This is a genomic window from Shewanella sp. Isolate7, assembly GCF_022398425.1.
Lineage (GTDB): Bacteria > Pseudomonadota > Gammaproteobacteria > Enterobacterales > Shewanellaceae > Shewanella.
Genome location: NZ_JAKEVJ010000098.1, coordinates 1 through 14,242, shown reverse-complemented (window position 1 = coordinate 14,242; position 14,242 = coordinate 1). Strand labels below are relative to the sequence as shown.

General features: G+C 51.5%; 13 protein-coding genes and 1 pseudogene. 6 read left to right on the top strand and 8 right to left on the bottom strand.

Annotation, left to right across the window (positions count from 1 at the left end; translation table 11 throughout):
- Positions 1 to 250: 250 nt before the first annotated feature.
- On the bottom strand, positions 251 to 1,225 hold the full coding sequence (gene cysB / locus L1D47_RS18415; RefSeq protein ID WP_239850273.1) for an HTH-type transcriptional regulator CysB: 975 nt from the start codon (positions 1,223 to 1,225) through the stop codon (positions 251 to 253).
- A gap of 239 nt (positions 1,226 to 1,464) precedes the next feature.
- Between cysB and L1D47_RS18410 the strand changes: the two genes are divergently transcribed.
- Positions 1,465 to 2,241 (top strand): hypothetical protein, encoded by a 777-nt coding sequence (locus L1D47_RS18410; RefSeq protein ID WP_041511573.1) that lies wholly within the window; start codon positions 1,465 to 1,467, stop codon positions 2,239 to 2,241.
- Between the two features lie 80 nt (positions 2,242 to 2,321).
- Here the strand turns inward: L1D47_RS18410 and pdxH are convergent, their stop codons facing one another.
- The 4 genes from pdxH to speA form a co-directional block, all read right to left on the bottom strand.
- Positions 2,322 to 2,978: a pyridoxamine 5'-phosphate oxidase gene (gene pdxH, locus L1D47_RS18405; protein WP_239886326.1), complete on the bottom strand. Its 657-nt coding sequence runs from the start codon at positions 2,976 to 2,978 to the stop codon at positions 2,322 to 2,324.
- A gap of 27 nt (positions 2,979 to 3,005) precedes the next feature.
- On the bottom strand, positions 3,006 to 3,929 hold the full coding sequence (gene speB, locus L1D47_RS18400) for an agmatinase (protein ID WP_239886325.1): 924 nt from the start codon (positions 3,927 to 3,929) through the stop codon (positions 3,006 to 3,008).
- A gap of 27 nt (positions 3,930 to 3,956) precedes the next feature.
- Entirely contained in the window at positions 3,957 to 4,877 is a 921-nt protein-coding gene (locus tag L1D47_RS18395; RefSeq protein ID WP_239886324.1) for an S-adenosylmethionine decarboxylase proenzyme, read from the bottom strand.
- A gap of 77 nt (positions 4,878 to 4,954) precedes the next feature.
- Entirely contained in the window at positions 4,955 to 6,868 is a 1,914-nt protein-coding gene (gene speA, locus L1D47_RS18390) for a biosynthetic arginine decarboxylase (protein WP_041511577.1), read from the bottom strand.
- 549 nt (positions 6,869 to 7,417) lie between these two features.
- Between speA and L1D47_RS18385 the strand changes: the two genes are divergently transcribed.
- The 4 genes from L1D47_RS18385 (at position 7,418) to L1D47_RS18370 (ending at position 10,834) form a co-directional block, all read left to right on the top strand.
- Positions 7,418 to 8,251 carry a S1-like domain-containing RNA-binding protein gene (locus L1D47_RS18385; protein ID WP_041511578.1) on the top strand — a complete coding sequence of 278 codons (834 nt, stop codon included), beginning with the start codon at positions 7,418 to 7,420 and terminating at the stop codon, positions 8,249 to 8,251.
- 101 nt (positions 8,252 to 8,352) lie between these two features.
- Positions 8,353 to 9,021 (top strand): DUF480 domain-containing protein, encoded by a 669-nt coding sequence (locus tag L1D47_RS18380; protein ID WP_239886323.1) that lies wholly within the window; start codon positions 8,353 to 8,355, stop codon positions 9,019 to 9,021.
- A gap of 56 nt (positions 9,022 to 9,077) precedes the next feature.
- Complete coding sequence (locus L1D47_RS18375; RefSeq protein ID WP_041511580.1) at positions 9,078 to 9,932, top strand: ABC transporter permease subunit; 855 nt, start codon at positions 9,078 to 9,080, stop codon at positions 9,930 to 9,932.
- Complete coding sequence (locus tag L1D47_RS18370; RefSeq protein WP_239886322.1) at positions 9,929 to 10,834, top strand: ABC transporter ATP-binding protein; 906 nt, start codon at positions 9,929 to 9,931, stop codon at positions 10,832 to 10,834. The genes L1D47_RS18375 and L1D47_RS18370 overlap by 4 nt, the downstream gene beginning before the upstream one ends.
- A gap of 866 nt (positions 10,835 to 11,700) precedes the next feature.
- Here L1D47_RS18370 and L1D47_RS18365 read toward each other — a convergent pair.
- From L1D47_RS18365 to L1D47_RS18355, 3 genes are all read right to left on the bottom strand, one after another.
- A complete protein-coding gene (locus L1D47_RS18365) occupies positions 11,701 to 11,907 on the bottom strand; it encodes a cold-shock protein (RefSeq protein WP_041511582.1) in 207 nt (68 codons plus the stop codon).
- A gap of 302 nt (positions 11,908 to 12,209) precedes the next feature.
- Entirely contained in the window at positions 12,210 to 13,022 is an 813-nt protein-coding gene (gene rlmA, locus L1D47_RS18360) for a 23S rRNA (guanine(745)-N(1))-methyltransferase (protein ID WP_239886321.1), read from the bottom strand.
- A gap of 35 nt (positions 13,023 to 13,057) precedes the next feature.
- On the bottom strand, positions 13,058 to 13,876 hold the full coding sequence (locus L1D47_RS18355) for a hypothetical protein (RefSeq protein ID WP_239886320.1): 819 nt from the start codon (positions 13,874 to 13,876) through the stop codon (positions 13,058 to 13,060).
- A gap of 188 nt (positions 13,877 to 14,064) precedes the next feature.
- Here L1D47_RS18355 and L1D47_RS18350 point away from each other — a divergent pair.
- Positions 14,065 to 14,242, top strand: a pseudogene (locus tag L1D47_RS18350) (IS5/IS1182 family transposase); the annotation flags it as partial.

Genomic DNA, 14,242 nt, shown 5'->3' with positions numbered 1-14,242 from the left:
CTTGCTCTGCGTGTGCTTAAAGTGGATAGATGCTAGGCACAGTTTGCAGCGAATGGCCCTAGTCCTTCGCAAGAACTGTAACGCAGCAAATACCGCTGTAAGCCTCGCCCTGCGGGGCTTTGATAGCAACACCATTTCGGCGTTATTCAACTTCAGCAGGCCTCGGCATGCCCTCAGTTGAATGCCTTGAACTGTCGCTGCTATCAAAGCCAGAGCTGTGCGACGACTTGTTCGCACCTTCCCTAAGGCGTTAACGGATCGGCAGCTCCACATCCGCAAACAGATTCTCGATAAGCTGAGGGTCTCTTAACGCCACCGCCTTCTCTACAATATCCTTGGTCAGATGCGGCGCGAAATGCTCGATAAACTCATACATATAATTACGCAGGAAGTTACCCTTTCTAAAGCCAATCTTAGTTGTGCTGTGGGCAAACAGATGGCTGGCATCTATGGCCACCAGATCTTTGTCTATCACAGGATCGATAGCCATGGAGGCGATCACCCCAACCCCTAAGCCCAACCTGACATAGGTCTTGAGCACATCGGCACTGGTGGCGGTAAACACAACCCTAGGGTCGATACCGGCGCGGTTAAAGGCCTTCTCGATTTCTGATTCTCTATCAAAGCCAAACACATAGGTGACTAGCGGGAAGCGGCCCAAGTCTTCGATGCTGATCTGAGTGCGTGAGGCCAGAGGATGATCTTTGGTCACCACTATGGAGCGATTCCAGTGATAGCATGGCAACATGATGAGATCCGTATACAGATGCATCCCTTCTGTTGCGATGGCAAAATCAGCATCGCCCCGCGCCGCCAGCTCACTTATCTGCGAAGGCGTCCCCTGATGCATATGCAGGTTAACCTTGGGATAGCGATCGATAAAGGCACGGATGATCCCCGGCAAGGCATACCTCGCCTGAGTATCCGTGGTGGCTATGTTGAGCTCACCCTGATCCGGCTTGGTATATTCCTCGGCAACCTTCTTGATGCTCTCCACCTTGCCCAGTATGTCGTTGGCAATATTAATCACCTGCTGGCCGGCCGGTGTCACATGGGTTAAATGCTTACCGCTACGGCCAAAGATCTGGATGCCCAGCTCATCTTCGAGCATACGCACCTGTTTACTGATCCCAGGCTGTGAGGTGTAAAGGTTCTCAGCGGTCGCCGACACATTAAGGTTGTGATTCACCACTTCAGCAATGTATCTGAGTTGTTGCAGCTTCATCGTCTTTCCTTTGCAAAGGTCGGTCTCTTAGTGAGCGCCACGGCCTGAAATCGATACCCTAATCATAAGAGTTACTATAAGAATTAGTTATAGTACAGGCGAAAAATTAAATCAAAGGGGAATATAGCATAGAGGTGAGATGAATCACACGACATAACGATAAAGCTAGTCTAAGATAACTATGCTAGCGTGTTGATTTATAGTAGCATTAATGGAATTGCATAAAAATTGGTAGATCTATGATTTTTACTTTGGTTCTGATCCTCATCGGTGCATTGTTGCTATTGGTTATTGGCATCAATGTCATCCAACAACAAAAAGAACGTGCCGAGGCCGAGCGAAGAACAGAATTAGCCAGACAAAGAGCCATCATCGATGAAACCGAAAACGTGCTTTCATGCACAGGAATGTTTCCCTGCTCTACCAATCTGGTGCTCATCCTCTATAAGCGAGTACAAGATGCCTTAAGCCAGTCTGTCACCTTAGGCGGCCCTCAGGCGGCCGACTACCAGCGTCGCCTCACCGATCTTACTGGCCAGATAGAGAACCTGCACAATGCCCAGAAACAGACCCCAGCCATAGAGAGCTTTCGCCTGCCGGACACAGACAAACAGATCCTGGATCTGGTTAAGGTGTTAAAGAAACTCAAGGCCATCTTGCGCGCCGAACACAACAAGGGCAAGGTCGACCCTAACGTCTTCGCCCAGGAAGAGGCTCGTGTAGACAGCCTGCAGCTGAGGATCAATGTTGACTCTATGTTGTCGCGCGCCCGCACCGCCTGCTTCATGAAGCAATATGGTTCCTCCAAGCAGATGGTGACCAAGGCATTGGCGACCCTGCACACCATTAAAGCGCTAACGCCAAACGATCCTTTTATCACCAAGAAGGTGGATGAAGCCAAGTTGCTCCTCGATGAGATCATGGGAGCGCAGAAGATGGCCCAGCCTAATGCCCCACAGCAGAAGAGCGAAGAAGACGATATCGATGTGCTGTTCCAGCCGAAGAAGAAATGGTAACCACAGGCATCACTTAAAACAAAAAACCACCGCAAGCGGTGGTTTTTTTATTATTGAAGCATCTCTTTAACGGAAAACACTTAAGGCGCCAGACGGTCGATATTCCAGCCACTATCAAGGCGGCTAGCGTCTTGACGCGTATAGAGGAAGCGATCATGCAGTCGGTATTCACCGCCCTGCCAGAACTCTATGCTGCTGGGCCGCACACGATAACCGCCCCAGAACTTAGGCAGTGGCACCTCACCCTGGCTGAACTTGGCCTTCATCTCGGCAAACTTGCTTTCAAGCGCCTGACGCGCAGAGATCTTACTGGATTGCTTAGACACCCAGGCTGCGATCTGACTCTCCTTGGGACGCGTAACGAAGTACTTAAGCACCTCGGTGGTGGATAGCTGCTCCGCCACGCCCGTTACCGCCACCTGACGCTCAAGGGCGTGCCAGGGAAACAGCAGGCTCACCTTGTTGTTTTGCGCTATCTGCTCCGCCTTGCGACTGGCCAGGTTAGTGAAAAACACAAAGCCATCGTCATCGAAGCGTTTTAGCAGCACGATGCGCTGAAACGGCTGACCTTCGGCATCGACGGTCGCCATCGACATGGCGGTGGGATCCGGCAGGATCTCCGCATCACGGATCTGCTCTATCCACTTCTCAAACAACACCATGGGATTGTCGGGCAGCTCCTCTCGGTGCAGCCCGCCCAGGGTGTATTCTCGTCTAATATCACTTAAGTTCGACATCTGCTTCCTTACCCTGTCCCGTTTGGTTTACTTCTTATGGGCACAAGCCCAAACGTGTAGCATCTCCAGGCCTAACGTCGCGCCGGCCAATGCGGTGATCTCTGCACTGTCATAGGCTGGCGCCACCTCTACCACGTCCATGCCCACCACGTTCATGCCGCACAGACCGCGAATGATCTTCATCGCCTTGTCGCTGGTGAGGCCACCACATACAGGCGTACCCGTACCCGGCGCGAAGGCTGGATCCAGACAGTCGATGTCGAAGGTGACGTACAAAGGCATGTCGCCGACACGGTCTTTAATCTGGGCGACAATCTCATCGGCGCTTAGCTCGTTGGCCGCGGCGGCGTCGATCACCTTAAACAGGTGGCTTGGCTTATCATACTCGGTACGGATCCCCACCTGCACAGAGTGAGAGGCATCGATGATCCCTTCATTTGGCGCGTGGAAGAACATGGTGCCATGGTCGTACTTGCTACCCTGGCTATAGGTGTCTGTGTGCGCATCGAAATGCAACAGCGCCATCTTGCCATGCTTCTTGTAGTGGGCACGTAGTAGCGGCAGGGTCACAAAGTGATCGCCACCGAAGCTAAGTAGTGCCTTACCAGAGTCGAGAATGGCCGTCGCAAAGTCTTCGACACGCTGAGTAAAATCGGCAGCATCACCACAATCGAATACCAGATCGCCCGCATCGACCATTTTAAGGTGATCGGACAACTTAAAATCCCAAGGCCAACGGCACTCTTCCCAGGCCAAGTTTACCGAGGCCTGACGTATGGCGCCAGGGCCCATACGACCACCCGAGCGGCCCGTAGTCGCCATATCAAACGGCAAGCCCAGTACCACCACATCGGCATCGCTCTCGAGCGGCTTAAAATCTAGTGGCTGTCTTAAATAACCAAATGCATTTGAGTAAAGCGAGTAATCAGGCTTATCTGCAATAGTGGTCATATATGCTCCAAATCATAGAAGTAAAGATCACAACGTAACGGGCAACAACTGCTCACAATCACGCTGTTTATAGTGTTTTATATATAAGCCTTGGCCATCTGCCAAGGCAAGTTCGCCGCGAGCCTGCAGGCTATACTGCTCGGGGCAATATCCTAGCTCCTCGGCCTCAAATCCTGCAATGTCCCAGCTGAGCGGATTCAAGCGTTTGAGTAACTCAACTACTATACCGTCAAGACCGGCACCGAGCGACAAATTCGTTTCAAGACTCACATAGGAGCTCGTCTCTTGGGGGGTAATGTGCAGGGTGAAATAGTCCTCACCGCGCAGGGCATTGAGCGAATAGCCAAGGGGTGAAAACAGGTGCGTATCTAATTCAAACCCAGACAAGAGCCGGGATAAATTCAGTCTGCTGGCGATCGCTTGAGTCGATTGCTTATCGCTCAGCAGAAAGTCGGCCACATCGCCGCGAATATGGTACATCTGCACCACTTGCGCGGGCTTGAGCCGCGTCATTTTTCCCGAAAAGAAGAGTTGATGATAATGACCATCCAAATGGCCGATACGATAGGCATTGCCCCTTAGCATGCCACTCAGCCTAGCGATATCTTCCTCGAAGCGACTGCTCTGCAAGGCGGGTAAGATCTCGCTCTTACGCTGGTAACTCAGGCTGGCAAGTTGCTTGCCACCTAATGAATCGACCAGAAACAGTACCGTCTCAATAAGCCGGGTGTTGCCACAGGTGATGAGCACCAGGCTATCGTGCCAGACGAACAGGCTGGACTCGCTCAGCAGGTATGCGTCGCATTGCTCACTGCTTAGCTTAGAGAGGATCTCTGTATCACTCTTTAAAAGGGCGCGGCGCCAATAGGCATCGCCCAAGGTCCTGAGCGACGGACAACCCGGCGCCAGCGTCAGCGATAAGCGCTTCTCCGCCCCTTCAAAATACATCGACCCGCTCCTCATCGTCTTAAAGGATCCCGGCATAAACTAGCCGAGATCCCAGGCGAAACAGGCTAGCCTGCCAATCAGGAAAAATCTTCCAGATAGGTGTAGCCTTTCAGTCCAATCTGCAGCTCTTCAAGAATATTGGCCCGCTCATCTTCCTGAATGTGCAGGTTCACCAACTCCTCATAGGTACGCATGAAAGAGACGGCGTCCAAGTTAACGTAGCGCAGCACATCGGCAACCGTATCACCGGCCAGTACCGACTCGATATTCACCAGACCATCATCGTCTAACCTGACCACGGCCGAATTAGTGTCGCCGAACAGGTTGTGCATATCCCCAAGGATCTCCTGGTAGGCACCCACCAGGAAGAAACCGATAAGGTATGGGCTCTCTGCACTCCAGGCCGGAACCGGCAGCGTGGTTTCGATACCCTGACCATCGACGTACTGATCCACAGTACCGTCTGAGTCACAGGTGATGTCCAGCATCACGGCGCGGCGCTCGGGCGCCTTATCCAGACCGCTTAGTGGCATCACAGGGAACACCTGATCGATACCCCAGGCATCGGGCAGCGACTGGAACAGCGAGAAGTTCACGAAGAACTTGTCCGCCAGCTTCTCGTTGAGCTCGTCGATCACCGGACGGTGGAAACGGTACTTACCGCTCATCACGCCCTTAAGCTCGTAACAGACGCGCAGGTTCATCTGCTCCGCCCAGGCCCTATCGGACAGGCTCATCTGCCCTAGCGCAAACAGTGAGTGCACCTCGGCCAGATCGCTCTGTACGTCGTGGTAGATCTCGATCAGGGCGCGTTGATCGGCGCGGCCACTGACCTCACCCCATGAATCCCACATGTTCTTCAGTTGCTGCGGTGCCTCTTCGTCCGGCGCCTGCAGCTCTTCAGGCTTATAGGCCTCGGTGCCAATCACGTCGGTGATCAACACGGCGTGGTGCGCCGTGAGATAGCGACCAGACTCAGAGATGAGACGCGGCATAGGCTGATCGTACTCGCGGCACATATCGTTCAGCACGCTGACGATGTTATTGGCGTATTCGGTCAGGCCATAGTTCATCGAGTTGCTGCTCTGGCTACGGGTACCGTCATAGTCCACCGCCAGGCCACCGCCCACGTCGAAGCACTTAACGTTAGCGCCCATCTTCTGCAGTTCACAGTAGAAACGTCCCGCCTCACTCACACCGCTACGGATATCGCGAATGTTGGCGATTTGCGAGCCCAGGTGGAAGTGCAGCAGCTGCAGGCTGTCGAGCATGTCCTGCGCTTTGAGGGAGTCGATAACGTTCAGCACCTGAGCCGCAGACAGACCAAATTTAGACTTCTCACCGCCGCTGGCTTGCCACTTGCCCTTGCCCTGGAAGGCCAGACGCACACGCAGACCAAGACGCGGAGTCACGCCCAGCTTCTTGGCTTCTTCGAGGACAACCTTTAGCTCTGAGAGCTTCTCCAACACGATATAGACCTGGTGACCCAGCTTTTCGCCGATCAACGCCAGGCGAATATATTCCACATCTTTGTAGCCATTACAGATGATCACCGAGCTGGCTTTCTGCGCCATGGCGAGTACCGCCATCAGCTCAGGCTTACTACCGGCCTCTAGGCCAAGCTGCGGCACTTCTTTAGAGACCTGGCTCGCCAGGATCTCTTCGACCACAGTTTGCTGTTGGTTCACCTTGATGGGATAGACAAGCAGATAATCTGACTGATAGTCATAACGGGTGATCGCCTGATTGAAGGCGTTACACAGGCTATTGACTCTGTGATGCAGGATCTGCGGGAAGCGCACCAATACAGGCAAGGCCACGCCGGATTTCACCATATCCTTAGCGAGTTCATTTAACCCTATAGTGTGCTCAGGATGATTAGGATCCGGGGACACCGTCACCTCACCGGCCTCGCTTATGCCGTAGAGCCCAGAGCTCCAGTAATTAACGTTATAACCAACATAAGCATCTTTAATAGACCAATTACTCATATTCTCTCAACCTGTCTATTTACATTCATATTCGGCAGCTGCTTTGTCTGCCAACACATTAATGTTACTTACTATCGCACCTATCAGGTAAATAAGCCGCAACATCAACACCGTTTTTGGGTGTCAGATATCGAAGTTATCCTTCGAGTCCCCGCCATATAAGTTAACTCAATTTATACTTGTCTAAAGTAAAAAAAGGCGCGCAATTAAACCCCTGAATTTAACTAAATGCAAGTATCATTATCACATTAATTTATTACAAGGTTTTTTGCATTCAAGCACGCGGCCAGACTGCCTTTTATCCCTTACGGGTGTTCAGCGTATTTTACAGTAAATGCCGTCTTCAGCCCGCTAACATGCAGCTTATCGACTGGACCTCCTAACGAGATTCCACTCGGCCCGGTATTCGAGTCGAATGTCTTCATCCACCGCTTGGCCGAAATTAATGCCATTTACGCCAGAATAAACAACTTAGGCTAAAGCATCTTGGCAAGATTTCCACTATAATCGCCACATTTAACGTCTAAGCCATTAGCTATAGAGAACCAGATGATAGAGATAGGAAAACGCTGCACCTTAGAGATCGTCAAACGCGTCGATTTTGGTGTGTACTTAAATGCCCATGAATTCGGCCAGGTATTACTGCCTAATAAGGTTGCCCCACAAGGCTGCGAGATAGGCGACAGCGTCGAGGTTTTTCTCTATCTGGACTCTGAAGATATGGTGATCGCCACCACCAAACGCCCCAAGGCGCAGGTGGGCCAGTTTGCCTACCTTAAGGCGGTCGCGACCGGTCCTTACGGCGCCTTCCTAGACTGGGGCCTGGATAAAGATCTGATGTTGCCCTTTGGTGAGCAGCACAGGGAGATCGAGGTGGGACGCTCCTATCTGGTCTATGTCTATGTCAACAGCGCCGACGATCGTATCGTCGCCTCATCGAAGATAGACAAGTTCCTCGATAAAACGCCGCCACCATACAAGAACGGCCAGGAGGTGAGCCTCATCATCGCCGGCACGACAGATCTTGGCTACAAGGCCATCGTAGATAACGCTCACTGGGGCGTGCTCTATAAGAATGAGGTGTATCAGCCCCTTAGGTTTGGCCAGCGTATCAAAGGCTTCATCAAGCGGGTCAGAAGTGACGACAAGATAGATCTGATTTTACAGCGCGGCGCCAAAGAAGAGCTGGACAAGCACGCCACCGCTATCTTGATGAAACTCAACCAGGCCGGCGGCTTCCTGCCCCTGACCGACAAGACGGATGCCGAGGTGATCTACGCCGAGCTAGCCATGAGCAAGAAGGCCTTCAAGAAGAGTATAGGCGGCCTCTACAAGCGCCAGCAGATCGCCATCGAAGCCGACGGTATCCGCCTGACTGAATAGAAGTTAAGCAGCAAAGGTTACCAAGCCTCTGATTGTCTTTGCATAAAAGCATGGCTCTGTTATAACAGGGCTATGCTTTTTTTTATCCGAGTACCTAAATCATGAAACTCACCTCCCATGAAGCACGTGTGATCGGTTGTCTGCTTGAAAAAGAAAAAACCACGCCAGAGCAATATCCCCTCTCCCTGAACGGACTCACCCTGGCCTGTAATCAGAAATCGAGCCGCGAGCCTGTGATGAATTTGTCGGAGTCTGATACCCAGGCCGCACTGGATTCATTGGCGAAAAAACGCCTGGTGGCCGAGCAGAGTGGTTTCGGCTCTCGAGTCGTCAAATACAAGCATAGATTCTGCAATACAGAGTTTAGCGATCTCCAACTCAGCGAAGATAAGGTCGCGATAATCTGTCTACTCCTGTTAAGAGGACCGCAGACCGCAGGTGAGCTAAGAACTCGTAGCAACCGGCTGCACGCCTTTAGCGATGTCAGTCAGGTCGAGCAAGCCCTCACTAGCCTGTCTCAGATGGAGCCCCCCTTGGTACGCCAGCTTGCCAGAGAACCGGGCAAGCGGGAATCACGCTTTATCGAACTCTTCAGCGAAGTCGATGAGCAGCTAGCGACTCAGTCAGCCCCTCAAACTGTGCCTCAAACCACGCCAGGGCAAGGGATTATGCCGCCGCCAAACGATGAGCTTGTCGGTCGCGTCGCGCAACTCGAGCAGGAAGTCGCCGAGCTAAAACAACAAGTTGCCGAACTCTTAGGTAAAATTTAACAACAATCTGAAACATTTAGACAAACAGATGAGTGTTAGGCTGAGCCTTCAACCATATGATAAAGGAATCATCTTTGGATAATCTTACTCCACGCAGTTCATGGAACGCAGCCTCGGTATTGGCCAGGTTCGAACTGAAAAAAATTCTCTTTAGCACGCGAGGCATGATAGGCCTGGCTACCTTCGCGCTAACCTGGTTCCTCATCCTCTGGTACCCCATCAGGCAGGCTTCTATCTATCTGTTTTCACCAGACTTTAAAAACTTACTTGAGGGCGTCTTTGGTGCCGCCAATGTGGGCGAGTTGCTCTCATGGGACGTGGCCGAGATGGCCATTTTATGGGTCGCCGCCCTTTACTTGTTCCCCATCTTTAGCCTGTTTGTCGGAGCCGATCAGTTTGCCTCCGACAAGGCCAGGGGCAGCTTCCGCTTCCTCACCTTAAGAGTCAGCCGCGACACCCTGTTCTTCGGTCGGGTAACGGGTTACCTGTTGATCCAGGCGATACTGCTCATCCTCACCCTGATGGCGACCATACTTCTGGTGGCCTATCGCGACACGGCTTTAGTGTGGACTGCCATGGGTTCAGGCGCCTTAGTGTTTATCAATATCATGATAGTGCTGGCCCCCTTTACCGCCATGATGGCTATCCTGTCACTGCACGCCAATTCGGCCAGACAGGCCAGCATCTATGCCGTGTTGATTTTAGCCGGCAGCACCATAGTCAACGGCATCATCTCCTATTATCTGCCTGGACTCAGCAATATCTTGCAGTGGCTAGTGCCCGGTGCCCAGCTCGATATGATGATTAATACCAAAGGCCTGAGCAGCCTAGCCGTGGCAGCGATTCCTCTGCTTCAGGCCGGTGTACTCCTGCTATTAGGAAGAAGTTATATGGCGAGGATCGCACTATGAAGCTAATCTCCTGCAAGTCGCTGAGCAAGCAGTTCGGCAGTAAACATGCACTCACGGATATCAACCTGGAGCTCGATGCCGGCCAGCCTATCGCCCTGGTTGGCCCCAATGGCGCGGGCAAGACCACGCTGTTTTCACTCCTGTGTGGCTATATTCGCCCAACACAGGGCGCAGTCGAGATCTTAGGGCATGCGCCTGGCAGCTCGGCGCTGTTAGGCAAGGTGGCCGCCCTGCCCCAGGATGCACGACTCGATCCTAACCTTACCATTGCCGCCCAACTGGAGCTATTTGCCCAGCTGCAGGGCTTTAACGCTGCCGCTGCGCGTCAGGAATGCTTGCGGGTATTGGCCTTGGTGGATTTGGCCGATGTCGCCCCACAAAAGCCTTCTTCTCTGAGCCATGGTATGAGCAAGCGCGTCTCGATTGCTCAGGCCCTGATCGGCTCCCCCGAGCTGGTATTATTAGATGAGCCGACCGCAGGACTGGATCCGGCCAATGCCAAGGCGATACGCGAATTGGTGCGCGCTCAGGTGGGTAAGACCACCTTCGTCATCAGCTCACACAACCTGGCCGAGCTTGAGAAGCTGTGTGACAAGGTGCTCTACCTCGACAAGGGCGTGTTGAATCAATCTATCTCGATTCAGGACGATCTCGCCGATGAGTATCTCACCCTTACCATGCAAGCTTGCGACGATGAGGCGCTGATGGCTGAGCTTGAGGCGCTGCCTCAGGTGCTTTCGGTGAAATCCAGTCAGAGTAAGGAGTTTGTGATCCAATACCAGCTCACCGCTGGCTTTGGGCTGGAAACCGAGCTGTTCGCCCTCTTCAATCGCCAGGACTGGCGCTACAAGGCGATTCAGCGAGGCCGCACCTTGGAAGACAAGCTGTTTTCACAGGCTTAAGCCTAATGACAATCATAATCAATAATTACTCATGCCTGCTTGTTCAAACGCTCGATAACAGGCCCTAGTATTTTTAAATGTAGAATAACTACTTATCTAATATATCCTGCTTTGTTCTCGAGCGTTGTTCCTGCACTATTTCTGATCACATACTTACTGTGATTGGTCTTAGATACCATTGCGGGCAAGGCGCTTACGCCATGCCCGCAAATTCATCTCTTCACCTCTTTCCCTAAGCTTATCTCTCCACACTCTCTTTAGTCTTCTACTCCTAAGGAAGGTGCGAACAAGTCGTCGCACAGCTCTGGCTTTGATAGCAGCGACAGTTCAAGGCATTCAACTGAGGGCATGCCGAGGCCTGCTGAAGTTGAATGACGCCGAAATGGTGTTGCTATCAAAGCCCCGCAGGGCGAGGCTTACTGCGGTATTTGCTGCGTTACAGTTCTTGCGAAGGACTAGGGCCATTCGCTGCAAACTGTGCCTTGCATCTATCCACTTTAAGCACACGCAGAGCAAGCACGGGACTTATTCGCACCTTCCCTAAGCCTTGCGTCTTGTCGTCTCGGCCCTGTGGCTAGCGACAAATCAAGGGTAAAGGCTAAGTCTTTATAAAGACTTACTCAGTACTAAGCCTCTACCAAGCCCTTTTTAGGGCCGACTCAGCAAAAACAATTTGGCATAGCCGATGTGAGATAAAGCGATGTGGAATAAAGAGTTGTGGCATAAAGCGACTCTGCATCGATAGATTTAACAGAGAGCTCTGATGGGGCTTGAAGGGAAATTACAGACAAAAAAAGAGCCGTGATACTCATCACGGCTCTTGGAATTCTGTTTTTTAGGTAACCTAGTGTTACCTAAAGGTCAGCTTAAAGAACAGTTACGTTCTCAGCTTGTGGACCTTTTTGACCTTGAGTCACAGTGAACTGTACTTTTTGGCCTTCGTCTAGAGTTTTGAAACCATCAGCGTTGATCGCACGGAAGTGTACGAAAACGTCTGGGCCAGACTCTTGCTCGATAAAACCAAAACCTTTGTCAGAGTTGAACCACTTAACAACGCCAGTAACTTGAGACATGATATAAATCCTGTAACTAAATAAAATAAAGCCTTAAACGGCAGTAGAGCTGGAAAATGCCGGTTTTACTTATGTTAACAGGACGAACTGGTCGTATTGAACACATAAAGTTAAGCCCAACCTTCAAGCTGTCTTCACTATAAATCATTCTGACCGTATGTCAACAAACATTAAATGGTGCAAATCCTATTTTTCACTTACATTTCTGTCAGTTGTTACAAAAATATCTTCTAAAAGCTCGTATAAAAACACTAAATTTTTCTAAGCGAATAAAAAACACTAATTAAACAAGGGTTAACCATCTAGCTGGCGCGAAACACCTCTAACTTGAAATCCAGCTCACAGGTCAAGGGCGCGGAGGTTAGCGTTTGACGCTGGGCATCGGTAAATTTCCAGTTATAGGGTGTCATCGCCAGAAAATGGGCGATATCCCCGCTATCCTTTATCGTCATGGTCTGCATCAGCCGCTCGCTATGCAGGCGCTCGAAGCCTGCTATCTGGCTATCGACCTCGGGATTAGGCCTCGGCTGGTCATAGATAACCTGCTTCAGCGCGAAGTGATGTTGCGGGCCTGCCGAGACGGTGATCAGAATCGCGCCCGGTTTAGCGACACGTCTTAGCTCAGCATCTTGTGACGGCGCATAGATACGCAACATGAAATCGAAACTCTGCTCGGCAAAAGGCATCTCGAAACTGCTCGCCACACAAAATTGAATATCAGGATAACGCTTCGCCGCATATTTCAGCGCCGATTTTGAGATATCCAGCCCACTGAGGCTAAAGGCCTCCGCCTTATTCATCGCCTGTTGTAATCTATGGGTGTAATACCCCTCGCCGCAGCCTATATCGAGCCCATTGCGAGCCTCACTGACAAACTCCAATGCCAAGGCGTTCACCCTATCGCTCATCGCCTCATAGTAGCCCTTGTTGAGAAACTCCCTCCGGGCAAATATCATCTCTTTATTATCGCCGGGATCTTTAGAGCGTTTCTTCTGCACCGGCAGCAGGTTAACATAACCCTCTTTGGCGCAGTCGAACCTGTGATTCGCCTCGCAGCACCAGGTACGATCTATGAGTGACAGCGCACGCTGACAGATAGGACAAAGGTAATTCATTGCTATATTCCAATCCCAGTCGGGCTATGGCCCGACTAGTCGTCTAAAAACATCTGCTCAACCATGAGGTTAAGTTCGGGTGGTGCCAGGAGTTGATAGGACTCCAGCTTACGCTGAAGCGCCTCGAGTTCTTCATGTTGGTTGGCAGCGTGCTGCCAGTTAGGTCGCTGTACTCGCTGATAATAATGATGTGACAACAGCTGCTTCTTGCGCAGCAGTTGCTCATCCACCTTGGTCACCTCACTTAAGATAAGCCCATGCTGTTTCACATCGCCATGGTTGGCAAAATGGGCCAACTCTTGACGGACCAGCTCTATCTCACCAATTTCAAGCAGCAGCGCCTCGGCATTCTGGCTAAGATCTTCTGCCCGAGCCAGCACCGCCTTGGCCCTGCGCAGCTCCAAGGGGCCGCCGAAGAGCCGCAGATCTCGCTCTAGAGTCACCAGCAACCATTTCTGATCAAACTTTGCCGTAAAACTCACAGTACTGCCCTGCACCTCAAGGTCAATCACCAGGCCTTTTCGTAAGCGCTCGGCGCACATCACTGGTGAGATCCCAAGCGCACTAAACAGCCGCCAACCCTGGCCGTGGGAGCGATGTAAGACCTCTGTTTGGGAGCTTTTGGCATCGATAGTGGGCACTTCTATAGGCGCCAACTCGCAGATGAGATATGGATGTAGTCTTAAGATCAAGCCATTGTCGCTCGATGTCTGGGTCACCACGCATTCGAGCAGGTGTCCGCCCATGGTCTGCAGCAGACTAAAATCGCTTACCGACTCACGCAAACGCAGATGCAACTGACACCTTTGGGTCAGTTCGATAAATTGTGGTTGAGTCAGTAAAGGTTCGAACATAGAGCTATTCCTCGTTAGCCGAACATTGTAACTGGCCAATAGCGGGACTGCCAACTTCAAAATGGCGCGATTTCAATCAAATAGGGAAAATAAACCGTTAAATTAGTGCAGGCGCAATCTAGGGAAGATGCGAATAAGTCCCTGATGTGAGATCATAGCTACATAGTAAATCACAGCCATTACCGCCCATGAGCCAACAGTTAACTTTTGCCGATAGTGAGTTTTCCAGCAAGCGCCGCCAGACCCGTAAAGAGATTTTCTTATCTCGGATGGACAACCTGTTACCATGGACTCAACTGCTGGAAGTGATTGAGCCCTTTTATCCAAAAGCGGGCAATGGTCGTCGTCCCTATCCACTGGAAACGA